The 24,737-nt window shown below is 57.4% G+C and carries 21 protein-coding genes and 1 pseudogene; 10 read left to right on the forward strand and 12 right to left on the reverse strand.

Annotation, left to right across the window (positions count from 1 at the left end):
* Positions 1 to 76: 76 nt before the first annotated feature.
* Genes MK6180000_RS20040 through MK6180000_RS20065 form a run of 6 tightly spaced genes read right to left on the reverse strand, consistent with a single transcriptional unit; the run spans position 77 to position 7,036 of the window.
* Complete coding sequence (locus MK6180000_RS20040) at positions 77 to 1,495, reverse strand: NAD(P)H-hydrate dehydratase (RefSeq protein WP_138936668.1); 1,419 nt, start codon at positions 1,493 to 1,495, stop codon at positions 77 to 79.
* Positions 1,496 to 1,527: 32 nt separating this feature from the next.
* Positions 1,528 to 2,613: a zinc-dependent alcohol dehydrogenase gene (locus MK6180000_RS20045; protein WP_138936669.1), complete on the reverse strand. Its 1,086-nt coding sequence runs from the start codon at positions 2,611 to 2,613 to the stop codon at positions 1,528 to 1,530.
* Positions 2,614 to 2,648: 35 nt separating this feature from the next.
* Positions 2,649 to 4,094 (reverse strand): NAD(P)(+) transhydrogenase (Re/Si-specific) subunit beta, encoded by a 1,446-nt coding sequence (locus MK6180000_RS20050; RefSeq protein WP_138936670.1) that lies wholly within the window; start codon positions 4,092 to 4,094, stop codon positions 2,649 to 2,651.
* A gap of 4 nt (positions 4,095 to 4,098) precedes the next feature.
* Positions 4,099 to 4,425, reverse strand: a complete 327-nt coding sequence (locus tag MK6180000_RS20055; RefSeq protein WP_138936671.1) for an NAD(P) transhydrogenase subunit alpha part 2 — start codon at positions 4,423 to 4,425, stop codon at positions 4,099 to 4,101.
* A 10-nt stretch (positions 4,426 to 4,435) separates the two neighbouring features.
* A complete protein-coding gene (locus tag MK6180000_RS20060; RefSeq protein ID WP_138936672.1) occupies positions 4,436 to 5,578 on the reverse strand; it encodes an NAD(P) transhydrogenase subunit alpha in 1,143 nt (380 codons plus the stop codon).
* 60 nt (positions 5,579 to 5,638) lie between these two features.
* Positions 5,639 to 7,036, reverse strand: coding sequence for an NAD-dependent succinate-semialdehyde dehydrogenase (locus tag MK6180000_RS20065; RefSeq protein ID WP_342777741.1), 1,398 nt, complete (start codon positions 7,034 to 7,036; stop codon positions 5,639 to 5,641).
* 388 nt (positions 7,037 to 7,424) lie between these two features.
* Here MK6180000_RS20065 and MK6180000_RS20070 point away from each other — a divergent pair, with 388 nt between their 5' ends.
* The 3 genes and pseudogenes from MK6180000_RS20070 to MK6180000_RS21090 all read left to right on the forward strand — a co-directional run.
* Positions 7,425 to 7,682 carry a 3-ketoacyl-ACP reductase gene (locus MK6180000_RS20070; RefSeq protein WP_138936674.1) on the forward strand — a complete coding sequence of 86 codons (258 nt, stop codon included), beginning with the start codon at positions 7,425 to 7,427 and terminating at the stop codon, positions 7,680 to 7,682.
* A 58-nt stretch (positions 7,683 to 7,740) separates the two neighbouring features.
* Positions 7,741 to 8,379, forward strand: a complete 639-nt coding sequence (locus tag MK6180000_RS20075) for a SpoIIAA family protein (RefSeq protein WP_138936675.1) — start codon at positions 7,741 to 7,743, stop codon at positions 8,377 to 8,379.
* 19 nt (positions 8,380 to 8,398) lie between these two features.
* Positions 8,399 to 8,485: pseudogene (locus MK6180000_RS21090) on the forward strand (SpoIIAA family protein); the annotation flags it as partial.
* A gap of 41 nt (positions 8,486 to 8,526) precedes the next feature.
* On the opposite strand, the gene MK6180000_RS20085 reads toward MK6180000_RS21090, so the two are convergent.
* Genes MK6180000_RS20085 through MK6180000_RS20095 form a run of 3 tightly spaced genes read right to left on the reverse strand, consistent with a single transcriptional unit; the run spans position 8,527 to position 13,106 of the window.
* The gene (locus MK6180000_RS20085; protein WP_138936676.1) at positions 8,527 to 10,074 is read right to left on the reverse strand and encodes a phospholipase D-like domain-containing protein; all 1,548 of its coding nucleotides are present in this window, start codon (positions 10,072 to 10,074) and stop codon (positions 8,527 to 8,529) included.
* A complete protein-coding gene (locus tag MK6180000_RS20090; protein ID WP_138936677.1) occupies positions 10,071 to 10,799 on the reverse strand; it encodes an endonuclease/exonuclease/phosphatase family protein in 729 nt (242 codons plus the stop codon). Before MK6180000_RS20090 ends, MK6180000_RS20085 begins: the two co-directional genes overlap by 4 nt.
* A gap of 9 nt (positions 10,800 to 10,808) precedes the next feature.
* Positions 10,809 to 13,106 carry a heavy metal translocating P-type ATPase gene (locus MK6180000_RS20095; protein ID WP_246040639.1) on the reverse strand — a complete coding sequence of 766 codons (2,298 nt, stop codon included), beginning with the start codon at positions 13,104 to 13,106 and terminating at the stop codon, positions 10,809 to 10,811.
* Between the two features lie 841 nt (positions 13,107 to 13,947).
* Between MK6180000_RS20095 and gad the strand changes: the two genes are divergently transcribed.
* The 3 genes from gad to MK6180000_RS20110 all read left to right on the forward strand — a co-directional run bounded on the left by gad (position 13,948) and on the right by MK6180000_RS20110 (position 17,492).
* Positions 13,948 to 15,330, forward strand: coding sequence for a glutamate decarboxylase (gad, locus tag MK6180000_RS20100; RefSeq protein ID WP_138936679.1), 1,383 nt, complete (start codon positions 13,948 to 13,950; stop codon positions 15,328 to 15,330).
* A complete protein-coding gene (locus MK6180000_RS20105; RefSeq protein WP_138936680.1) occupies positions 15,323 to 17,215 on the forward strand; it encodes an aspartate:alanine exchanger family transporter in 1,893 nt (630 codons plus the stop codon). The genes gad and MK6180000_RS20105 overlap by 8 nt, the downstream gene beginning before the upstream one ends.
* Positions 17,216 to 17,291: 76 nt before the next feature.
* Positions 17,292 to 17,492, forward strand: coding sequence for a hypothetical protein (locus tag MK6180000_RS20110; RefSeq protein WP_138936681.1), 201 nt, complete (start codon positions 17,292 to 17,294; stop codon positions 17,490 to 17,492).
* Positions 17,493 to 17,898: 406 nt separating this feature from the next.
* Here the strand turns inward: MK6180000_RS20110 and MK6180000_RS20935 are convergent, their stop codons facing one another.
* Positions 17,899 to 18,030 (reverse strand): hypothetical protein, encoded by a 132-nt coding sequence (locus tag MK6180000_RS20935; protein ID WP_281284978.1) that lies wholly within the window; start codon positions 18,028 to 18,030, stop codon positions 17,899 to 17,901.
* 161 nt (positions 18,031 to 18,191) lie between these two features.
* Between MK6180000_RS20935 and MK6180000_RS20115 the strand changes: the two genes are divergently transcribed.
* A complete protein-coding gene (locus MK6180000_RS20115) occupies positions 18,192 to 20,066 on the forward strand; it encodes an SLC13 family permease (protein ID WP_138936682.1) in 1,875 nt (624 codons plus the stop codon).
* Between the two features lie 84 nt (positions 20,067 to 20,150).
* Here the strand turns inward: MK6180000_RS20115 and MK6180000_RS20120 are convergent, their stop codons facing one another.
* Positions 20,151 to 22,172, reverse strand: a complete 2,022-nt coding sequence (locus MK6180000_RS20120) for an oleate hydratase (RefSeq protein ID WP_212751959.1) — start codon at positions 22,170 to 22,172, stop codon at positions 20,151 to 20,153.
* A gap of 20 nt (positions 22,173 to 22,192) precedes the next feature.
* On the opposite strand from MK6180000_RS20120, the gene MK6180000_RS21095 reads away from it, so the two are divergent.
* Complete coding sequence (locus tag MK6180000_RS21095) at positions 22,193 to 22,486, forward strand: SpoIIAA family protein (protein ID WP_171054741.1); 294 nt, start codon at positions 22,193 to 22,195, stop codon at positions 22,484 to 22,486.
* 149 nt (positions 22,487 to 22,635) lie between these two features.
* Here the strand turns inward: MK6180000_RS21095 and MK6180000_RS20130 are convergent, their stop codons facing one another.
* Positions 22,636 to 23,364 (reverse strand): Crp/Fnr family transcriptional regulator, encoded by a 729-nt coding sequence (locus tag MK6180000_RS20130; protein ID WP_138936684.1) that lies wholly within the window; start codon positions 23,362 to 23,364, stop codon positions 22,636 to 22,638.
* 156 nt (positions 23,365 to 23,520) lie between these two features.
* On the opposite strand from MK6180000_RS20130, the gene MK6180000_RS20820 reads away from it, so the two are divergent.
* Both MK6180000_RS20820 and MK6180000_RS20140 read left to right on the forward strand, forming a co-directional pair.
* Positions 23,521 to 23,757, forward strand: coding sequence for a hypothetical protein (locus tag MK6180000_RS20820; protein ID WP_138936685.1), 237 nt, complete (start codon positions 23,521 to 23,523; stop codon positions 23,755 to 23,757).
* A 155-nt stretch (positions 23,758 to 23,912) separates the two neighbouring features.
* Positions 23,913 to 24,431 (forward strand): DUF1269 domain-containing protein, encoded by a 519-nt coding sequence (locus MK6180000_RS20140; RefSeq protein WP_138936686.1) that lies wholly within the window; start codon positions 23,913 to 23,915, stop codon positions 24,429 to 24,431.
* Positions 24,432 to 24,737 lie beyond the last annotated feature (306 nt).

Consider the following 24,737-nt stretch of genomic DNA (forward strand, 5'->3'; position numbering starts at 1 on the left):
AGTGGCCAAGTTTCTCTCCGTCGCTGGCAATTTTTAGCTAACGCCGGCAGACTGGTCCACCTCTGGTCGGATCTATTCAATCAATGAGGTCGCGGAGTACGCGCGGCAACAGATCTGGCAAATCCTCGGCAATTAATCCTGGCCCGAACAGTCGGGCCGCGTCGCCATGCAGCCAGACCGCGGCGGCGGCGGCCAGAAACGGCGTCATGCCTTGGGCAAGAAGCCCGAGAACGATGCCACTCAGCACATCGCCAGATCCTGCGGTCGCGAGCGTCGGTGGGGCATTCGCATTGATGATGGCACGGCCGTCGGGGGCGACGATCACTGTATCTGATCCTTTGAGAACAATGACAGCACCGGTGCGCCGTGCTGCCGCGCGACTGCGCTGCAACTTGTCGCCCTGCGGGTCGAACAGACGGGCGAACTCTCCATCATGGGGCGTCAGGACGCATGGCCCCGAAATCGCGTGATCCAGCACTTCGGGGGTGCCCTGAAACGAAGTGAGTGCATCCGCATCCAACACGGTCGCACGGCCCGTGCCAAGCATGGCAAGCGCCCTAGCGCGGGTGTCCTCCCCCACCCCTGCGCCCGGTCCGATCAGAAAGCCCAAGATCCGGTCGTCTGCAAGCAGCGCAGAAAAGTTGTCGGCATCCGCGACGGGATGCACAATGATGCTGGTCAGCGCGGTTGCATAGATATTCAGCGCTGCCTCTGGCACTGCGATGGTCGTCAGCCCTGCCCCGATCCTCGCGGCAGACCGCGCCGCCAGCCGCGCGGCACCGGTCATCGGGTAGCCACCCCAGGCCAACGCATGGCCGCGTGTGTATTTGTTGCCGCCGTCGCGTAGTTGTGGGAAAGCGTCCCGCCACAGCGAAGGATTGTTCTCGAATGTCATCGGCGCAATCTGGTCCAGAACCGAAGTCGGCGTGCCGATGTCGGTCACCACAACCTCGCCGCAAAAGGATCGACCGGGCAGCAACATATGGCCGGACTTTTTACGAAAGAACGTGACTGTCAGGGCAGCCGTAGCCGCTCCCAGAGCTTCGCCAGTGTCCCCCATGACGCCGCTCGGAATGTCGATGGCGACGATAGGGGCGGTCTTGGCGGCGACGGTCAGTACCTCTGCTACAGGTCCGTCGAGCGCCCGGGTCAACCCCGCACCGAATACGGCGTCGACAACGAGAGCTGCGTCCGCCAGCACGGCCGCCGACATCGGTTCGATCTCTCGAGTCCACAGGCGCGCGTGGTGCGCCGCTTCGCCCTTTAGAGCGTCTCGCGCACCCAGCAATGCCACGCGAACCTCCCAACCCGCAGTGACCAGATGGCGGGCGACGACAAAGCCATCGCCGCCGTTATTGCCCGGCCCACATAGAACTGCGACGCGGCGCGGCGACCAGCGGCAGGTGATCTCGCGGGCGACGGACGCGCCCGCGTTCTCCATCAGGACCACGCCCGACGTTCCCCCAGCGACGGTAAGCCGATCGGCCTCAGTCATCTGCGCGACGGTGAGCAGTGCCTGATGAGGGTTCAGGATGGCACTTTTTCCATCTGCTTATGGGACGCCTCATTCTTGGCACCAGAAGTCCCAGAAAAATCGAGCACCACACGGGAGGCGACCTTGCCGTGTTCCAGCCGGTCAAAGATATCGTTGATGGCGCTCAGGGGCTGCAATTCAATATCTGCCTTTACTTTGCCATCCGCCGCAAAGGCCAGCGCCTCGGCCATTTCCTCGCGATTGCCGACGAATGAGCCCCTAATGGTGATGCAGTTCGCCACAACGTCGAACAGCGGAACCGGGAAGTCGCCGGGCGGCAAACCAACGAGCGCGCAAGTGCCCCGCTTGCGGGTCATCGCGACACCTTGCTGGAATGCATTGAGGGACGGAGCGGTGATCAGCACACCATGTGCGCCGCCGTCAGTGCCCTTGCGGACAGCCTCGATCGCCCCCTTGTCCTTGGCATTCACTACCAGATCAGCACCCAGCTTGCTGGCATGGGCCAATTTGCCATCATCAATATCAACCGCACAGACATGTAGCCCCATCGCCTTGGCATACTGGATCGCCAGATGCCCCAGCCCCCCGGCACCCGAAATGACAACCCATTCACCGGGCCGCGCCTCGGTCACTTTGAGCCCCTTGTAGGTTGTAATCCCGGCGCAGATCAGAGGAGCTGCTTCTTGAGGGCTCATACCCGCCGGGATGTGGGCGACATAATTCGGATCGGCAATGATGTATTCGGCAAATCCGCCGTTCCGCGTATAGCCGCCAAATTCGGCCTCGGCGCAGACAGTTTCCCATGCCGATAGGCAATGTTCACAATGCCCGCAGGCGGAATAGAGCCAGGGCACACCGACCCGGTCACCTTCTTTGACGATTGTGACACCAGCGCCGAGGGCAACAACCTTACCGATGCCTTCATGGCCAGGAATAAACGGAGGGGTCGGTTTGAGCGGCCAATCGCCTTTGGCAGCGTGCAGATCTGTATGGCAGACGCCGCAGGCTTCGGTCTTGACCAGAATCTGACCCGGTCCGGGGCTCGGAATATCGACCTCTCGAAACTCCAGCGGTTTGCCGAAGGCGGTGACGAAGGCGGCATGCATCTTTTGGGTCATGTCAAAATCTTTCATGTTTAGAGAAAACGCGCGGGCTACGCTGCGGCTTTGCCGAGGCCGCGAACGGCCTCGATCATCTGGGTCAGGACGTCGGCTGCGTCGCCATAGACCATGTTGCAATTGTCTTTGTAGAACAGCGCGTTGACGATCCCGGCATAGCCTTTACCCTCGCCGCGCTTGATGACGTAAACCTGTTTGGCTTTGTCAGCATCAAGGATCGGCATTCCCCAGATCGGCGAGGATTTGTCGGTGCGCGCCGCCGGGTTCACCACGTCATTGGCTCCTATGACCAGCGCCACAGCCGCCGTTTCAAACTCCGGATTGATGTCTTCAAGCTGGAAGATCAGATCATAAGGCACACCCGCCTCGGCCAGCAGTACATCCATCTGGCCGGGCATCCGCCCCGCCACCGGATGGATCGCGAATTTAACGGTGACATCCGCCGCCTGAAGTAGCTTCACCAGCTCATAGAGCTTTTGCTGGCCCTGGGCCGCGGCGAGGCCATAGCCCGGAACAATAATGACCTCCTTGGCGTAGCGCATGAAAATGCCTGCATCGCCTGCGGCGGCTGGTTTCAACTCGCCCTCAATCTTACTTTGCTTGTGGGCCTTGGTGGCGCCAAAGTTGGTAAAGAGGATTTTCGAGACCGACCGGTTCATCGCCTTTGCCATCAGCAGCGTCAGCATCAGGCCTGCCGCACCTACGACCATACCCGCGATCATCAGCGCTGGATTCTGCAGGCTGTAACCTTCAAGCCCCACGGCAAGCCCGGTGAAGGCGTTGTAGACCGAGATCACCACGGGCATGTCGGCCCCACCAATCGGGAGGGTCATCAAGATGCCGAAAAGAAGTGATAGGCCAAAGAAAATCGCAATCAGCAAAGGCATCGCAAGCATCGGCACATTGCTGCTCAAGGTGATGAAACCAATGTAGCCGCCAACGGCCAATGTGGCGAGGAAGGCGAGACCGTTCACAATTTGCTGACCCTTGAACCGAAGGGGATGCTTTATCAATCGATCAAGCTTACCCCAAGCAATCAGCGACCCCGAGAATGAGATCGACCCGATCAGAGCACCTGCAAGCGTCACAACCAAAACCGCGGTGTCTGTGATACCCCCAAGCAAAACGATGGCTGCGATGGCCGCCGCCGCACCGCCGCCTGCGCCGTTCAGCAGGGCGACCATCTGCGGCATCGCCGTCAGCCCCGCCTTTTTCCCGCTGCGCCATGCCAGACCACCACCGACGGCAAGAGCCGCAACGGCCAACGCGGCATTCACCAAAAGGTAGGGTTCAGCTTCGGTTTCGACAGATAGGGCGTAAAGAAAGCTCGCCGCAACGGCCACAATCATACCAATACCGGCATAGGCAATGCCAGATGGCGCCGTTACCGGAGAGGACATCCGCTTAAGACCAAAAAGAAACAGAAAGGCCGCCGCGAGGTCGGCGATGACGATGGCGAGTTGGGGCAGAATGGTCAGCATTATCTCAGCCTTTCTTTTTGTGTTTGCGCGCGGGTTTGGCAGGCGCGGTTGTCTGGAACATCGCCAACATCCGCGCGGTCACGACGTATCCGCCCATTGCATTGGCGGCCCCGAGTGCGACGGCAAGCGTGCCGATCGCCTGTTCGGTCAGGCTGGTCGCGTTCAAGAGCGCATAGATGCCACCGACCACCACGATGCCGTGGACGAAGTTCGACCCTGACATCAGCGGCGTGTGCAAGATCGCCGGCACATGGCCGATGATCACCCAGCCGGCAAAACCCGCCAGAAGGAAAATATAGAGAGCCGCAAGTCCGGCGATGGAGATGTCCATGGGATACCTTTCAGGCCACTTCAGCGGCTGATTTAGAGGATTTCGGCGTGGCCGGAGCGGGAGCATTCAACCGCTTGCCGTCATGGCTGAGGACGGCCGCCGACAGGATCTCGTCCGTCACATCAACCGTCAGGATATTGTCGTGCAACATCAAACCGAGGAAATTGGCCAGGTTCTTGGCATAAAGCTTGCTCGCGTCTTCGGCGAGCATTGAGCCGACGTTCAGCGGCGCGAGAATCGTGACCGCACCAACCTTCAGGGTCTCGCCCGGCACCGAGTCTTCACAATTGCCACCTCCTTCGGCAGCCAGATCGACGATCACGGCCCCGGGTCTCATACCTGCGACTTGCTTCGTAGAGATCAATTTGGGCGAGGGTTTGCCGGGAATTGCGGCGGTTGTTATGATCAGGTCAGCCGACTGGATGTGCGTCGTCAGCGCATTGGCAACTTTAGCCTTTTCCTCGGTCGTCAAAGCGCGCGCATAACCGCCCTTGCCGGTGGCATCGACGCCAGTGTCAACGAAGGTGGACCCCAACGACAGGGCCTGCTCGCGCGTTTCAGGCCTAACGTCATAGCCTTCAGTTACGGCCCCAAGCCGGTGCGCCGTTGCCAACGCCTCAAGCCCTGCTACGCCAAGCCCCATCACCAGCACATGCGCAGGCCCGATTGTGCCCGCGGCGGTGGTCACTTTGGGCAGCACACGGGCAAGCGCCGCAGCCCCCAACATTACGGCGGAATACCCCGCCAGTGCCGCCTGAGAGGACAATGCATCCATGCTTTGGGCACGGGTGACACGCGGCAGTTTCTCAATGGCAAAACAGGTGATTTTGCGGTCGAGCAGGTGCTTAAGCAGGGGCAGATCGTTATTGACGTAACAGATTAACACCGCGCCGGGCTTCATCGCGTCGATCACCTCCAACGCAGGTGGTTGAACACAAAGCACGACATCAGCGTCCGCGACCAGAACAGAGCGATCAGAGATCACTACAACATCGGAAAAATCCGTATCGGCCAGACCGATGCCATCGGCCGCCCCAGATTCCATATGCAGTCGAGCACCCAATTTTATCAAGCCGGGCACAACATCGGGCACAAGGGCCACGCGATGTTCCCCAGGAGTGGTTTCTTTCAAAACGGCAATATTAACGTACATGGCGGCCTCCGGAAAAATGGGACGGACGGCGGGTCAAACCCGCCGCCCGATTGTTCTAACTCAGGCTGGTGCGTCGGCTTTGACGTAGCGCACCAGCTTTTTATTCACGAACTGCTGGATGCCCATGTCGCCCAATTCGCGGCCATAACCGGAATTCTTAATGCCGCCGAAAGGCAGATCTGCGTCCAGCCAGTTGATGTTGTTGATGAACATCATGCCAGTCTCCACCGCGCTCGCGACCCGCTTGCCGCGCTCGAGATCGCCGGTGAACACCGACCCGCCAAGGCCGAAGTCGCTGTCATTTGCCAGCGCGATCGCCGCAGCCTCGTCCTTAACCCGAAAAATCATCGCCACGGGGCCGAAGAACTCGTCACGGTAGGCTGGGTTGTCGGGCGTCACATCCGTCAGGATCGTCGGCTGCATGTAGCTGCCCGCACGGTTCAGCCGTTTGCCACCCATAACGACGGTGGCACCATGTTTCTCCGCAACATCGACCTGTTTGAGCAGATCGACCAGCGCCTGTTCAGTCGAGAGCGGACCAAGCGTGGTTTTCTCATCCAGCGGATCGCCCGCTTCGAGTGCTGCAAGACCCGCTTGGAACTTCTCGATGAACGCGTCGGCGACGCTTTCCACGATGATGAACCGCTTGGACGCGACACAGGTCTGCCCAGCGTTGTACATCCTGCCCCAGACGGCCCATTTCAGCGCGTGTTCCATGTCCGCGTCTTCCAGAACGATAAAGGCATCTGCGCCACCAAGCTCCATCGACGATGGCTTCAACGCCTGACCGGCACCCGCAGCAATACTGCGGCCCGCGGCAACACTACCTGTCAGCGCAACGCCCTTGATGCGGGGGTCAGCGACAACCTTGTCCGACTGATCGTGACTAATCATCAGGTTGGTATAAAGGCCTTCGGGTGCGCCTGCGTCGGTCAGAACCTTTTCAAACGCAATCGCGCATTGCGGCACAATGCCTGCGTGTTTGATGACGAGGACATTGCCGGCCATCAGGTGCGGACCAGCGACGCGGGCCAACTGATAATAGGGAAAGTTCCACGGCTCGACGCCAAAGACGACACCAATCGGGCTGCTTTCCATATGACCGTCGCCCAGTTCCGGGTTCAGCTCGGTATCGGCCAGAAAGCTTTCCGCATTCTTGGCGTAATAGGCCATAATATTGGCCGAGAATTCAACTTCGCCGCGGGCCTCGTCAATCCGTTTGCCCATTTCTAGGGTCATCGTCTTGGCCAATTCCTCGACTCGCTCGTGCAGCAGTTCACCTGCTTTGCCGATGATCTTGGCGCGCTCCGCAAAGGACGTCTTTTTCCATTGGGCGAAGCACTCGTTCGCCTTGGCCAGCTTGGTTTCCAACTGTGCGTCGGATAGTTCTTCGAACTTCTTCAACAGCTTGCCTGTTGCAGGATTGAAACTTTGGTAGGTCATTGTTGTCTCCTTGATAAAATCGCGGAACGATGGCCGTCGCTCGAATTAAAACGGGTTCGGGAACAATCTTGGGCATTTGCGCTCGCCTGAACCGGGCGTGATCATTCGCATAGAGTATTTCGGGCGCATTTTCTCAAGCACGGGAGCCATCGGGTCAGTCATATGACTGGCTGCGTACCCTATGGACCCCTTTGAGCGGGCTCATACTGACGTACATTAGCGCCGCCGAAAGAATTCATGTGTCTGATCAGATTGCCCGACGTCAGCACCATGGAATCCTATGAGTGGCGGACCAACGGGATCCGCTCGATCACACTAATCTGCGTAAGTGACGACGGCTGAAATCTGCCACAGTATGTACTCAAATGAACAACCGTAGCAGCTCAATCCGAGGCGACTGAAGATGATCAACACCGATATCCACGCCAGACTTGTAGCGCTCGACGCGCATCTCTCAAAAATCGAGGGCCAATTGCGGAGTAAGGCGAACGCCGACTCCGATCATTTGGCCACGAACCAAGAACTGCGTGACCGCTACGTCGCCCTTAGCGCACAGGTCGGGCGCGAAGAAACAGACGCCGAAAAAATGGGGCATCACGTCAGCGCCTTGGAGCATTCCGTGAGGATGTGGATGGACCGCCGGGGCACTGGCATCTCATGATCCGGTTCAAAAGTCAGGCCGTGAGAACCCTCAATCCAGACACAAAGGCATATTAGTCATGAAGCCCATCGTCATCACAAAGGACAAGAACGTCCTGAGAGTGCAGATTAACCAGTCCCTAAGCAAGGATATGGTTTCAACGCTGAGAGGAGAGATCGACGGGTTCATAAATGAACACGATCACATTCCGAACTTGGTTATTTCATGCATGACAGCGCCGCGTTGGGACAGTCTACGCGCGTTCGCGGATTACGTGGATATGGTTCATGATCACCATAAGCTGATCAAGAAAGTCGCGCTCGTCGGCGACAACGCGATGTTTTCGGTGCTTCCGAAACTTGTAGATCACTTTGTTGGTGCGAAACTCCGTCATTTTAAGAAAGAAGATCTCACCGGAGCGGTTGAATGGGCCAACGAGCCGGGCGACGCTGCGGGCGCAGCATTTCACTTACTTGACGGTTTTCCAAGCGATGTGATTGCGATGGAGGCTGTGGGCGAGATTTCCAGCCGCGATTACGACGTAGTGGTGGTCCCGCTGATCGAACAAAAACTAAAAGAACACGACAAGCTAAAGCTCTTTTTCAAACTCGGCACAGCATTTGAATCCTACAGTATGGGCGCAGCATGGGATGATCTGCGGCTCGGGCTAAAACACCCACTCAGCTTTTCAAAAATGCGCCCTCGTCACAGACGCTGATTGGTTACGCCGCGGATCAAAAGTCATGGGACCGCTCATGCCGATGGAACTCATGGTATTTCATCTCGGCGACGAAGACGCCGCCACAGCTTGGATCAAGACATAGAGCGGACCTTTTATCCACGGGAACCCTCCCAAAACTGTCTCTCACAGATATTTCTTTATCGGCAACTGCCCCACGATCCAGGATATCGCACGCCTTGACCAACCGGATTCTGGCTCAACCGTCATCACGCTCGGCAGCCCCGGACGCGTGATGTCCCAGTGCAAGGCATGGTCCGTTTGGGTAACTTGGTATGCTTGTTCAGGTGACGATAGCGTGTCGAACATGCCGCGCAGTTCAGCCAACAAAGGTGGCCCCTCGAACAGCAACCCTAGCTCAGTGTTGATATAGGCCGATCGCAAATCAAAGTTCAGCGACCCCACAATGCCTTGCTTTCCATCAATCATGAACACTTTGGAATGAACGACATCGCGTTCAAGGCCCGTCGATGCAGGTTTGGAGAATTCATAAACACTGGCCCCAGCAGCTAGCAACGGATCACGGAAATGGCGGTAAGCCCCGTAAACCGCAATCATGTCCGTTGTCGACAAAGCATTCGTGATCAAGGAAACCGTAACCCCGCGCGCCATCAATTCAGTGAGATTTGCAAGTCCGGAAGCACCTGGGACAAAGTACGGCGTGATCAATTGCACGTCGGATTTTGCGCTCTCCATTACCGAGGCGATCGCGGTATCCATCCAAGGGGTTGTATGCAGATCATACGCCTTGTCGGGTGGATCCGCGAGCAGTTGCACCTTGTCCGTCCAATATAGGCGGTCACTCAGAAAGCTACTCGAGGAATTTCCACTCTGGACCTTCGCAATAAATGCGCATGACGGAGTAGACCGAGTGTGTCGCGCCAGTCTCTTGCGAAAGGCACGGGGGTTCGGACTGAAGGCAGGCCAGAGTGACGCGATAGGTAAGGACAGGCCAAGATTCCAATAGCTGTCGAACACTTCTGACACCTCGGCCACTTTCGGGCCTACGAACATCACGTCTGCATCAACCGAACTGCGGGTTCGATTGTTCGCACTGAAATAAGTATCGCCAATATTGCGGCCACCAATAATCGCCAGCCGCCCATCGGCGATCCACATTTTACCGTGCATACGTCGGTTGAAGCGCGCCAAACCCAAGAGCATCTCAGCCATGCGGCGCAGCGCTCGGCCACGATTCCGCGTCGGGTTAAACAGGCGTACCTCGATCAGTGGATGCTGCGTCAGGGCAAGAAACGTGCGATCAAACCCCTGCACATTGACATCATCCAGCAGCAGACGGATGCGCACACCCCGTTCTGCAGCCATCACAAGCGCGTCGATCAGCAACCACCCTGCCGTGTCAGTGCTCCAGATGTAGTACATTAGATCGAGGCTGCGCCCTGCCTGCACCGCAGACTGAGCGCGGGCCGTAAACGCTTCCTTATTGTCCAATAGAAGCGTCAACCCGGATTTCCCCGGATGCTTGTGTTCCATCGGGCCAATTAGCGCATCGAGCGGCGTGGCTGGCACAACACAAGGTAGAGCACTTGAGGCAGGCCCACACGCTTTTTGCAAGAAGCGGCGATACGAGCGGTGTGCCAACCAGGACGCTACTGCCACCAGAACCACTGCGCCAGCGATCCAGAACAGAAAAATCAGGACATCGGATATCATCCTGTGCTGGCCAAATTTTCTGGATCAAAGCGCAGCCTGGCCTTGATCGGTAAGTGGTCAGATGCGCGGCGCGACAATGGACTATCATGCGCCGCAACGTCCAGCAACGCGCCATGTGGCGACATCATGATACGATCAAGCGCCAGCAGCGGATAGCGCGAGGGAAAGCTGGCCCGCGCTTGTGCAAACGTAAAATGTTTCTCCAATGTTTGAAACGCAGCCCCTGCCTCACGCCATTCATTCAGATCCCCCATAAGTAGGGTTGGACGCCCTTCCATACCTCCGATCTTGTCGAGCAGCGCCCGTACCTGCGCCCTTCGGGACGCTTGCAGCAACCCAAGATGTGCGTTCACAACCCGCAATGGTCGCCCTGCGACGACCAGATCGGTCACCAGCGCCCCGCGCGGCTCTAGTCCTGGCAAGATTAATTGATGCACCTCTTCGACCAGCGCATTGCGCACCAACAAAAGATTTCCATGCCAACCATGCGCATCCCCGACATCGTCCATTGGAACCGCAATCAGCCCTAGATCACGGCGAATTCTGTCCAAATCGAGCAACCCTTTGCGGCTGCCAAACCGTGTGTCCGCCTCTTGGACAGCCAAAATATCTGCGCCAATTTCCGCGATCACGGCCGCTGTGCGGGCCAGATCACGGCGCCGGTCAGTGCCAACACCTTTGTGGATGTTGTAAGATGCCACAGATAGGTCGAGCGACGCGGACATGGCAAGCGTCTAAAGCTGAACCCTGCGGAGCCGCAGGGCGTTGGTGATGACCGACACCGACGACAGGCTCATTGCCGCCGCAGCAATCATGGGTGACAGCAGGGTGCCAAAGAACGGGTACAGCACGCCTGCAGCAACTGGAATGCCGATGGCGTTGTAGGCAAAGGCGAAAAACAGGTTCTGTTTGATATTGCGCACGGTCGCAGCAGCCAGCGTGCGGGCACGCACGATGCCCATCAGATCGCCGCCGAGCAACGTCAGCCCCGCACTTTCTACAGCCACGTCAGCGCCAGTGCCCATCGCAATGCCCACGTCGGCAACTGCCAGCGCGGGCGCGTCGTTCACACCGTCACCTGCCATCGCGACCTTGCAGCCCTCGGCTTGCAGTTGTTCAACCAGTGCACGTTTATCGTCGGGCAGAACCCCAGCCCGCACCTCGTCAATTCCCAAAGCGTCGGCGACTGCCTTGGCGGTCCGTTCGTTATCCCCCGTGGCCATGATAATGCGCAGGCCTTGCGCGTGCAGCTCCTTGATCGCTGCCGCGGTGCTGTCACGCACCGGATCCGCAACCGCGACGATGCCGATAAGCTCGCCATCAGCTGCCACAAACATTGCAGTCTTTCCAGTGGCACGAAGGGCATCGGCCCGTTCCTCAGCCGTGTCGGTTTTCAGCCCCAAATCCTGCATCATCGCCGCGTTGCCCAACGCCACCTTGCGACCGCCGACTACGCCTTGAACGCCCTTGCCCGTCACTGACGCAAACTCTTTGATATCCCCAGCCTTAATCCCTTTCACCGATGCACCGGCGACAATCGCTTCGGCCAAAGGGTGCTCCGACCCTTTCTCAAGGGCTGCGGCCAGCGTCAGGATTCCGGCTTCATCTTCTTTCGCCAGGACCACCACATCAGTCAGCGCGGGCTTGCCCATGGTCAGCGTGCCGGTCTTGTCGACGATCAATGTATCGACGCCCGCCATCCGTTCCAGCGCCTCGGCGTCCTTGATCAACACGCCTGCTTGTGCGCCCCGCCCTGCCGCCGTGGTGATGGAGATCGGCGTCGCCAAACCCAAGGCGCAGGGGCATGCGACGATCAGGACAGATACTGCCGCCGTGATCGCATACGCAAGTGCTGGGGTAGGACCCCAGATCATCCAAACCACAAATGACGCCGCAGAAACCGCGAGGACCACCGGAACAAACACCGCAGCGATCTTGTCAGCAACGCCTTGGATCGGTGCGCGCGAGCGTTTGGCGTTCGACACCATGGTGACGATCTGCGCCAACACACTGTCGACCCCAACGCGGCCCGCCGCCATGACGAGCGATCCGTTTTTGTTGATCGTACCCCCTGTCACCGGATCACCAGCCGCCTTTTCCACTGGCATCGCCTCGCCTGTCATCAGGCTTTCATCAACCGAGGATGTGCCTTCGGTAATCACTCCATCTACGGGAACCGCATCACCGGGGCGAACGCGCAGTTTGTCGCCCTCAACGATATCGGCCAGCGGCACGTCAGTTTCGGTACCATCAGATGAGATGCGCCGCGCGGTCTTGGGCGCAAGGTCCATCAGCGCGCGGATCGCGTCGCCGGTACGTTCGCGCGCGCGCAATTCAAGCACTTGTCCAACAAAAACGAGGGCGACGATCACGACCGAGGCCTCAAAATAGGTCCCGACCCCCATACCCATTTGATATGCATCAGGGAACACCCCCGGCAAAAACGTGGCTACGACTGAGTAGCCATAGGCGGCTGCGACCCCGATTGAAATCAACGTCCACATGTTCGGGCTGCGGTTCATGATCGATGCCCCGCCGCGCTGGAAGAACGGCGCCGCCGCCCACAGCACAACGGGCGTGGCCAGTGCAAATTCTAGATAGCCTGCCAATTCATGCCCGATCCAGTCACGCACCGGCAGTCCGATGAGTGCGCCCATGGTCAGGATCATCAAAGGCACAGCGGCGGCAGCGGAAATCCACATTCGCCTAGTGAAGTTCGCCAGTTCAGGCGAGGCTTCGTCCGTCGCAACCACGGGTTCCAGCGTCATTCCACAAATCGGGCAGTTTCCGGACGTATCCTGCAGTATCTGTGAATGCATCGGGCACGTGTATTGCGCAGCCTCGGGCACAGCGTGATTATTGACCGGAACCTGATCGTCAGTATAAGCCGCTGGATCAGCCTTAAATTTGGCTTGGCAATTCTCCGAACAGAAGTAGAAATCTTTGCCTTCAAAAGCCGCAGTCCGGGTGTCCGGTTTCATTGTTACGGTCATCCCGCAGACGGGGTCAACTACCGAGGTCTCGGGCGTCATCGCAGGAACCCTATCCAAGACCGTCATTTCCGCAGATATTTCACAAGCGCTGCGATGGCCAAAAGGGCCAATACCAGCAAAACCCACATCCAAAGACCGCCGGACCCCATCTCATACCCATTCATCATATCATGACCTTTCAAAGTTACTCACTCACGACAAAGCCATCAGTCGTGCATCTTGTCGTTGATGCAGATCAGTGCATTGCCGGCGATCATGGCCGCGAGTCCAAAATGTGATTGGCGTTCACAACGGCTTTCCAGACTGACGTCAAATGGTAAGCCCCCCGAAAACTAGTAGCGTTCAAAAGTAGAATTTTCTCGGCAGAATGCCTGAGGAGATTTCTTGGTGAAACGGCACGATATAGCGACTCACAGTCCCCGGCAGAGAGTGCTGGCGGCGGAGACTGATCCGAGGCCTTTTGTAAGACGGAATGTCCTGACTTCGGCGAGCCATCAATACTCCAAAACTGCATTGCAAGATCTCCGCTTTAACGGTCAGGCGGCGTCCAATCTTTCTCCACTCCCGCATTTTGGTGACGCAATCGCAAAGCAAGACCGATCGATCGATCGAAACACCGATGGCTATCGGCAGGTCAGCCGTTTTGGGACCCCGACATGGGCCGATTGTAAACATCGCGGAACGAGACGTTCCTCCTGGCTGGATTACTGTGTCCTGACCCTTGGAACATACCCAAATCACTCGTTTCGTGTAGCAAGGATCATCCGAGGCTAACATCCATCAGTATCTGATCAAAGAACGCACTGTAGAGATGTTTCCAATATGTCAGCCTACGCACTTTTTTCGCCAACGGCACCCCGTCGTTCAAAGGACCAAGAACATGCCCATTCATCACGTCGATCTTAGCGATCAGTCCAGCCTGCTGGACATCTATGCAACTAAAGCCTCTCAGGACAGCCTTCCAAAATACAAATTGCCGAAAGGCCGCACAGAACCACGCGCTGCCTATGCTCTGGTCCGGGACGAGCTGATGCTCGACGGCAACTCGCGCCAGAACCTAGCGACTTTCTGCACGACTTGGGTAGAGGATGAGGTGAAGCAGCTGATGGCGGATGCGGTCGACAAAAACATGATCGACAAGGACGAATACCCCCAGACCGCCGAGATCGAAAACCGCTGCGTTCATATTCTCGCTGACCTCTGGAATGCCGAGAAATCGCGCGAAACAGTGGGCTGCTCGACCACCGGCTCAAGTGAGGCGGCAATGCTTGGCGGATTGGCGTTCAAGTGGCAGTGGCGCAAGCGCCGGGAGGCAGAGGGTAAGGATGCGAGCAAGCCGAACATCGTGACCGGTCCGGTGCAGATCTGCTGGAAAAAGTTTGCCCGCTATTTCGATGTCGAGATCCGTGAAGTGCCGCTTGAAGGCGATGCTTTAGGGATCACGCCAGAAGATCTGCGCGCGCATTGTGACGAGAACACGATCGGTGTTGTCGCGACGCTGGGTGTGACCTTTACTGGGATCTACGAACCCGTCGAGGCGCTGGCGAAAGAACTGGATGCGATCCAGAAGGATCTCGGGTTCGATATTCCGATCCACGTGGACGCCGCTTCTGGTGGTTTCATCGCGCCGTTCATCCAACGCGACCTCGTCTGGGATTTCAGAATCAAACGGGTCCGGTCGATCAACGCTTCGGGTCACAAGTATGGTCTCGCACCGCTCGGCGTCGGCTGGGTAATCTGGTCTTCAAAAGAAGACCTGCCGGAAGACTTGATCTTCCATGTCGACTACCTAGGCGGCGACATGCCAACCTTCGCGCTGAACTTCTCCCGGCCTGGCGGTGAGATCATAGCACAATATTACAACTTCCTGCGGCTCGGACATGACGGCTACACAGCCGTCCAGCAAGCCTGTTCTGATACGGCAAAATGGCTGGGCGTGGAATTGGCAAAGCTTGGTCCCTTCGAGATGGTCTACGATGGCATCGGCGGCCTGCCCGCTGTCGCCTACAAGCTAACGGACACTGATCATGGTTTCACGCTTTATGATCTGTCCGAACGCGTGCGGATGCGGGGCTGGCAGATCGCGTCCTATCCGCTGCCGTCGAACCGACAGGATACCGTGGTCCAGCGTATATTAATCCGTCACGGGGTCAGTCGCGATCTGGCAGAGCTTCTCCTCGATGACATCATACGTGCGATCGACCATCTTAAAAAGAACCCGGTTCCAAACTCTGTCGCAAAGCCTAGCTTCCATCATGCGTGATACATCGCAGAACGACAAAACGCTACGGGCCGTCGCCGTTTCTGGCGCGGGCCTGCTCCTTTCCGCTGAGCAGGCGGTGGCACAGACAGACGTGACCCACGATGCGGATGGAGTGATCGGGCAGGTCTTCGATACGATAAAGCCCGTTACCGAGGCAGGGTTTCACGGCTTTTTCCAGCTTCTGGACAATCAACCCATCGCGTTCATCCTGCTCGCGCTGGCGCTGGGAACGCTAATCGGGAAGTTCAGCTTCAAGACCATCTCGCTTGGCTCCACGGCAGGCACACTGCTGGTCGGGGTTTTGCTTTCGATGATAGCCGAGGCGGCCTATGGCATCACCTATTCCATCCCGGGCATCCTGTCGTCTTTCATGCTCTTGTTGTTTATGTATGCACTTGGTCTGAAGGTTGGCCCACAGTTCTTTTCCGGCCTTCGAAAGGGCGGTTTGGCGTTTCTCGCAATCGGTTTCATCGTGTTCAGCCTCAACTGGGCCATCTGTTTCTTCGGGGCGATGCTTGTCGGACTTGCGCCGGGCTATGCGACCGGCCTGATTTCGGGCAGCTACACGATCACGGCGATCCTCGGGGTTGGTCAGGGTGCGCTGGCCAGCGGTGCTTACGTTCCGCCCGTTGGCACATCCGTCGAGCAGGTCGGTGCCAACATGGCCGCTGCCTATGCGATCAGCTATGTCCTGTCGACTGTGTTGACTATTCTGCTTATCCGGTATCTGCCGCGCATCTTCGGTTATGACGCTGTAGCCGAGGCAAAACTGGCTGAAGCAGATTTCAGCGGTGGGGCGAATGATCCGGTGCCCGGTGCTCCGGGTGCATTGACCATGGGTTTTACGACTGTTGGCGTCCGCGCGTTTGCCGTCACTCACAAAAGCTTTATTGGCCGGACCCTGTCGCAACTCGTCGAAGATTTTCCCGAAGTGCCGATTTTGCGCGTGGTGCGCGACGGCAAGATAATGGAGATGGCGAAAGAGCTTGTTGTGCAAAAGGACGACATTGTCACTGTGCGAGCAGATGTGCACGATTTGATCGAGAAAGAAGGCAAACTGATCGGTCCGGAATCTGATAGCCCGCTGGCGCGAAACGTCCCCGTAGAGGTCGCCGATGTGCATATCGGGTCGCATAAGATATCCGGAAAAAGCCTGTCAGATCTCGGTGCGGCGCTGGCTGGTGGCGTAACCGTACAGGCGCTATTCAGGGCGGGTAATGAGCTGCCTCTCGGTCCGGATACGGATGTAAGATTTGGCGATGTGGTGCGCCTGAACGGGCCGGATGCCGCCATTCAAAGGGCGGCTACGCTGCTGGGCGGGACGCCTGTTTTGTTCACGATGAAGTCAGAGGTTCTCTACCTCGCTCTCGCCATGTTGGTCGGGTATCTCGTGGGTGTCATTACTGTCACAATTTCGGGCATCCCCTTTGCGTTCGGAACATCCGCAGGGGTGATCATGGCGGGCGTTGGCGTCAGCTATTTTCGCAGCCGCAATCCTAATTTCGGCGGTCCCGTGAACGAGGGGGCGCGTAGTTTCCTGCAGGACTTTGGCCTGAATGCCTTTGTCGCAGTCTTATCGGCCAATGTCGGCCCCAAGGTCATTTCTGCCCTTGGCGGCGATACGATCCTGTGGCTTGCGCTGATAGGTATTGCAGGGGCGCTCATACCGCCACTGGTCGCCTTCTGGGTCGGGATAAAGGTCTTCGGTCTCAACGCGATCATCTCCGATGGTGCCGCAACAGGCGGGCGTAACAGCACACCAAGTCTGAACGCAATCATGGAAGAGTCCAAGAGTTCGGTCGCCGCTGTACCTTATCCGGTAGCCTATGCGTTCACGACAGTTCTGGCGCTGATCGGGGGGTATTTCTCGATGATCTTGTCCTGACGATCCAGCGCGCCGACCTCCTCAAACGGGGCTCGGGTGATTTCATTCCGTAACATGAGAAAATAGAGGTGATGACATGACCCAAGATAGAACACCAAAACCCGACAACTCCGACCACGCCCTTGGTGCCAAAGGTACCATATCGCAAGCCGGACGTTCAGGTGGGCGTTTGCCGCGCGACATCGGCACGCAGGATGAACTGAAGCGGGCCAACGAACGCCCCGCCGGCAAAACCCGCGTCAAGAAATCTGACGAAAACGGCGGGCACTCGGGGTAACTGCAAAGGCGGAAGACGTGGTGAATACAACTTGCAGGATGCGGGCATACCACTTTCGAACGCGGCGCCCATGTGCGCCAGCGCCGCTTCTCCGTCAAAGCATGAGGTAGGCGAACAGGTCGATGTCCGAGTGGTGCCAGGTGTGTCCCGTGGCGACATGGGGTAGTGACAAGTGGATGTCATCTGAAACGTATCGACGACGTCATCGGCCCGCACACCTGAAGGGATGCAACGACGACATTTTGAGAACCCTGATGTGGGTCAATTAGAGCGCCACCCGCCCACGGTGTCAGCGATAGACAATCCCGCTGACGGTGTTGATCTCTTGCCCTGTTATGTAAGCAGAACCCGGTCCAGCTACGTAAGAAACTAGTGCGGCAACTTCGTCCGGTGTCTGTGCGGGTCCTTAGGCTATTTCGCCCAGGTAATTGTCGTGGGTCTCGCCGATGGGCGCACCGGTCACTTCAGAAAACCGCTTGTCGATCTCGACCAACATGTCTGTCCCGACGATGCCGGGGCAGTAGCGCCAATTTTCCATTGAGTGTAATTGGAGAATTCATTTTCTTTTGCTAACTGAGCGAGTGAGCCGTGGTCGCCTAACGCTAATTGATCGGAAAAGAGGCTCCTTGGGGCTAACGCGGTTCAGCAGCCGATCGCGGAGCTTACTTTAAGCGAAGACCCAGAACGAAAGCTGTTTCCTTGACCAACCCGCAGATCCTGATTTTCGCAATTCTCGCTGCCATGATGGGGCTGTTCCTGTGGGGGCGGCTTCGCCATGACGTGGTCGCGTTAGCGGCCCTTATGGCCTGCGTCATATTAGGGTTGGTTCCGTCAGGCGCGGCTTTTGCAGGCTTCGGCCATCCGGCGGTGATTACAGTGGCCTGTGTGCTGGTGCTCAGTCAGGGGTTGCGCAACACCGGCGCCGTAGATTGGCTGGCGCGCAGCATCCTGCCGCGCGATGCCGGACGGATCACGACCATGCTCGCGCTAATAGGGCTGGGTGCAGCACTGTCGGGTTTTATGAACAACGTCGGCGCGATGGCGCTTTTGATGCCAATCGCAGTGCAGTTGTCGGACCGGCTGGATCTGACGCCCGGACAGATTTTGATGCCGCTCGCCTTCGGGACTATTCTGGGGGGCATGACCACGCTCGTTGGCACGCCACCGAACCTGATCGTTTCGGGCTTTCGGGAAGAGGCGGGGCTTGGGCAATTCGCCATGTTCGATTTTGCCCCTGTGGGATTTGCGGTTGCAACCTTGGGCGTTCTTTTCGTCGCACTCATTGGTTGGCGTCTGGTGCCTGCACGCAAATCTGCCGCTGGCGCCAGTTTTGACACTGGCACCTATCTGACCGAGGTGCGCGTTCCTGCGAAGGGAAAGGCTGTCGGCCTGACCATGCGCGGCTTTGAAGCCGAGATCGAGGACAGCGGCGCACAGATCGTCGGTCTGGTGCGTAACGAGGTGCGTATGACCGCGCCGCATGGCGCGCGCCGCATCCACGCCGGTGATGTTCTGGTGCTGCAGGCCGATGTCGACGCCTTGACCGAAGCGCTGTCAGTCTTCGGCATCGAGCTTGAGGCGCAGAAAGCAGCCTCGGCTAGTAAAGACGAAACGGCAGATGATGCGTCCGAAAAGACATCGAAAGCGGCCAAAGCGGAAGCCGCCATCAAAGAGGCTGACAAGGTCGAGGACATCGACGAGAGCGATGAGCGTGACGAGGATATCATCCTGCGAGAACTCGCCATTCTGCCAGGTGCTACCATCGTCGGGCGTTCGGCGAGCGATCTGCGGTTGCGCACGCGCTACGGGCTCAATCTGCTTGCCGTATCGCGCGAAGGACGCCAACCACAAGCGCGGCTTCGCAAGCTAAAGCTGAAATCCGGCGATCTGCTGCTGATGCAGGGTCCGGCCGAGATGATGGCCGAATTCATCAACGATACGGGCTGCGTGCCGCTGGGTGAGCGCGAGCTGCGCATCCCCGACAAGCGCATGGCGATTATTGCGGGGGCGATCATGCTGGGGGCTATCGGTATTGTAACGCTGGGCCTGCTGCCTGCACCCGTGGGCTTTGCGCTTGGGGTACTGGCCTCGATGCTCTTGCGCACGGTCCCTCTAAGGAAAATCTATACGGCGATTGACTGGCCGATTATCGTTCTGCTGGCGGCACTGATCCCGGTTGCGGGCGCGATGCAGACGACCGGGGCTGCCGATCTGCTGGCGCGGTTTCTGGTTGAGACCATCGCGCAAGGTAACCCTATCGCCGCGTTGGCTGTCATTCTGATCACCACAATGTTCCTGTCAGACGTGATGAACAACGCCGCCACCGCCGCCATCCTGTGCCCCATCGCCCTCGGCATTGCCGCCACACTTGGCGTCAATCCGGACAGTTTCCTGATGGCCGTCGCGATTGGCGCGTCGTGCGCCTTTCTCACGCCAATCGGACATCAGAACAACACCTTGATCCTTGGCCCCGGTGGGTTCCAGTTCGGTGACTACTGGCGGTTGGGACTTCTGGTCGAGGTCATCGTGGTCGCCGTCAGTCTGCCACTTTTGTTGATCGTCTGGCCATTGTAAATCTGCATGGGTAAATCCGCAGGGACACGCCTCACACGATCAATTGACCGATGACAGCAAGATCCGGCAGGTCCAAGCCGGTCCTCACCGCCGCCCTCGCAGGTTGTCTATCACACCCTGCGCCCATGTCTTTGCGCTTTCCAATGTGTGGCTTTCTTCGATCATGCCCCGCAGAGCGCTAATTTGCTGATCGAACAACCCATTTTTGCGCAAATCAGCGGTGTCTTCATCTGGCCCAAGCGGCAGGATATTCTCAAGGTAGGTTCCCCCCAGAAGGCGGCGGAGGAGTCCTTCGCCCAAAAACGCCTCATCGTTGTTCAGTGTCCGCGTTGCCCTTAACAGACGGCGGATATCATACTGGCCCGGATGGATATCGGGTACCTGCTTCTTGAGACCAAGCAGGCTGTAGACGCCGATGCGCGCTGTGCGTACCGAGCTTTCCAGAGTGAACACCACATCGTTGTGGGTTTCCACAAACTGACCGAGACAGGCAAGGTTGGTGGACCCTTCCGGCACGGCCCATGGACGGTCGCCGCGGGCCCGTGGCATGAATTGTGCGGTGATATATGGCATCAGCGCGGTGCGAACTTTAGTGGCCGCGATCACCTCGTCTACCTGATCAATAAGGCCAAGGTGGAAACACAGCTCGGTCAGTATTTCGCTGCCGGTGCAGTCCGGCATCGGCTTTCTGACGTAGTCGCCGGGCTGATCCATAAGCAACGCATAGACCCAGGGTACTATGACATCATCTGGCTGATCCAGGAAATGCGGTTGGCGGTTGATCGTAAAGCTCATCAACCAGGCGGAATCGGTGATTGTGACAATGCCACCCGTGACCGTTTTGCCGGAATAGGGATCGTTGACCGACAGCTCTTTCAGCTTGTCCATCAGCGGTGATGGCTTGCAGGTCAGCGTGGCAGATTCCCAAGTTGACCTCGGCACATCACCACAGAATTTATCTGGCCGTCCAAAGGCGGGCGATTTCCGGGCGAGGTTTTTCCACAACCGCCAGCTTGCGCCAACACCCGGGTCCGGCACGTTCACTCTAAGCTTCGGGGCCGTATCATTATCCCCAAAGGCCGTGTCCTCTACGATGGACCCGATGGTCACGAAGACCAGATCCTTCGCACCAACTGTTATCGTCTTTTCGCCGCTGCCCGTGTGGCACTGAATTGCCGTTGTGGTCCGGGTTTCAACGTCGCTGTCCATCTCGACGTCAGACACGACCGTGTCGTATTGGATCTTCACGCCCCGGTCCTTCAGCCACGCCATCAAGGGCACGATAAAGCTGTCGTATTGATTGTATTTGGGAAAGACGAGCGCGGTCATGTCGTTCAGCCCATCCATCAGATGCAGGAACCGATGCATGTACAGCTTCATTTCCAGCACGGAGTGCCATTTTTGAAAAGCAAACATCGTGCACCAGAACATGTAGAAGTTGCTGTTCAAAAAGCCTTCACTAAACCAGTCTTCAACGGTGACGTCGTCAAGGTCTTCCTTTCGGGCAAGGAAAAGCCGCACCAGTTCAAGCTGCTGCAACTTGCTCAGGCCCATGATCGAGGAATCCCTGATCTGGCCCTGTTTTTCCAAAAGTCGGGCCTTCGACAAGTTCTTGTCGGCATCATTCACGATCCGGAATTCGTCGAGCACCGTGAAAGGCTTGGGAAGCTCCAAAGCCGGTATCTCCGAGAAAACATCCCAGAAGTTCTGATAGGTCATCTCCATCTCGCGACCGCCGCGCACGACATAGCCATCCTCGGCATTGCCAGCCCCATCAAGCGCACCGCCTTCGATCTGCTGGGATTCAAGGATGGTGATGTTCTCGCCGGGCATATGTCCGTCACGGATCAGGAAGAAGGCGGCAGTCAGCCCTCCGATTCCGCTGCCGACAATGTAGGCATGGCGGTCCGCGATGCCTTTCGTCGGAAGCGGGCGATTATTGGTATAACTCCCGTGCAGGTCAGCGGGTGGCAGCAGCGTATCGAGGCCGTTGTGTAAATGCCGGGACGATGCGTCAGGAGCGACTTCCACTGCTTGCGCAGCCATAAGATCGATATGTGTCCGGAGGCGAGAGCTGGCTGTAATTGGAATATCAGGGTGATCCATGGTGGTCTCCTCGTTTAGAAATGAACCGGACCGTTACGTCCAGACGCAGCGGCGATTGCGACCCCGCTTTCGGGCTGACCACATCAAATCGAAATAGACCGGAGCGCACACTGATCTGGATCACTCTGTGCGCCGCCTGGGATGATCTGCGGCTTGGCTTAAAGCACCCGCTCAGTTTCTCAAAATGTGCCCTCGTCACAGACGTTGAATGGTTACGGCGCGGATCGAAAGTCATGGGACCGCTCATGCCGGTGGAACTTATGGTATTTCATCTCAGCGACGAAGACGCCGCCACGGCCTGGATCAAAACCTAGGTGTGCGCAGCATCAAAAAGGTCAACCGCTTAGCGTGGTCACAGTCCCATATGACACCCCTAAACAACGGAAGGCTGTAAGGATTTCAGCAGTCGCAACTTCTTGCTCATACTGCCCCCACTTCAGTGCAACTCAATCTGGCCGCGACTTCACGCCAATAACGGCCCGATCTGGTCCAGATAGGTCTGCTCGAAATCCGCAAATTCAACCAGACGATCATAGTCATCAAACGTTACGAAACCAGCGCGGAACGTCACCATTCCAGCTTCGCGCAACTTTCTCAGGACCCGATTGACGTGAACAGAGCTTAGTCCCAGTGCATCGGCCATTAGATACTGTGTCAGAGGACAAGCATAGCCCGCCTTGCTGCCCAAGCCGACGAGGGCAAGTCTCGCACCAAACTCTAACAAAAAATGCGCCACACGGACCTCCGCTTCGCGACGTCCTATATTGATCAAATGCTCGACAACCATTGCCTCGTCACGTGACGCAGCCCAAAGCACGGCAGTTGCGAGCCGGGGTGTTTTCGAGAACACCTGTATAAGGTCGGAGACATGCACTTCAGTCACTTCGATGTCAGTGACAGGCTCAACGCTGTGATCCGAGATGTGCAACACGACGCTCCGCAAACCCAGGAAGTCGCCAGGGATCTGGAAATCGACAATCTGCCGTTGGCCATCCTCCAAAAGCTTATAGGAACAGGCCCAGCCGGAAATGAGGATGTACGCAGCCTGATCCGATTGCCCTTGATGCACCAGATCGCGTCCTGCGACAAAGCTACGCCGCCGCTTGTGCAGGCCTTCCAGCACGGACAGTTCAGCCTCTGACAAGGCGACAAAAGCGCCCAGTTTGCGCGCGAGTGGCGTAATCTGCATCATGGGCCCCTTTCCACAAATCGTGTTGGTCACTTATCCAAGCGAAACCGACCGCGACTGATGTCGATCAGCCCAAAGGTACAGGATCTTTGAAAGACTGCGTGTACCGCTGCGCAGGCCCACTGCGCGCGCGCAATAATTCTGAAAGGCAAAAACAATATGTCTAACCATAGCACGACTTCTGGTGTGGCCGCCTTATCAATCTGCGAAGCGCTGCTCCTTGCGCTGAACGATGCGAAGGTCCTGCCAGAAAACGAGATCATGGGCGTTCTCAAAGATGCAGCCGCCTCGCATGAAAAAGCAGGGGGTTCTGACATTGAGATCGAGGAACATAAGGCAGTCGCCATACTGATCAATAAGATCATCGCCGGCGGAAATTCTGTCCGTAGACCCTGATTGAGGCGTTTCACCATTTGCGACAGTTTGGCAGCCCAAGCGGAATTGCGTCGTCATAGCACGGACCCTGACCACAGCCGCACTGACCCAACAATCACGCATCTTCAGCCACAGTTAGAAACTGAAATGATGGCCCCTACACAAAGGAATATCGAATGTCGGAACTTATTGTCGTTGCATATGACACGCCCGCCAAAGCCGAGGCCGCGCGAAAAGAACTCTTTGGAATGGCAAAGGAATATCTTGTCGAGATTGCCGATGCCGTTATCGCGACGACGGACAAGGACCGGAACATCAAGCTGGACCAAATGGTCAATATGTGGACCGTAGGTGCCACCGGTGGCGCGTTTTGGGGCCTTCTGGCAGGTCTAATCTTCTTCAATCCCCTGTTGGGGCTGGCCGTTGGGGCCGGTGCAGGTGCAATTTCAGGCGGTCTTTCTGACTACGGCATCGACGACGACTTCATGAAAGACGTTTCAGGTGCTCTGCAACCGGGTCAAGCCGCGCTGTTCATGATGATGCGGACCGAAGCGTCGGACCGCGTCATTGAGCGCCTGAGCAAGAAGGGCGGACGCATTCTGCGCACGAACCTCGACGCGGATGCCGAAAACCATCTGCGCAACCATTTCGACACCAAACACGCCAAGATGGCCGAGAAACTCTCAAGGGAATAATGCGCAAACAAGGCGGGCACCAATTTTGCCAAGTGAACTACCCACGCTTTGATCGAAAGCCCAATGGCATGACTTTTCGATCGACCCACAAATCGACTATCAGATGGCTCGCGAATGCTTCTTGTCGCGTCCTTGTTCGTGCTTCTGGCGACCTTCGCCTTGCATGTCAGTTGACGGCTTGTGTCCGTTCCGAGACGTACGCGCTCAATTTTCGCCTAGAACCGCTTAATTGGTCTTATGTTGATTTATTTGCCGCAGCCTTTGCGCTGCAACTTAGTCTCGAGATGCACATGTTTTGCACATAGG

The organism is Roseovarius arcticus, assembly GCF_006125015.1.
GTDB classification, from domain to species: Bacteria; Pseudomonadota; Alphaproteobacteria; order Rhodobacterales; family Rhodobacteraceae; genus Roseovarius; species Roseovarius arcticus.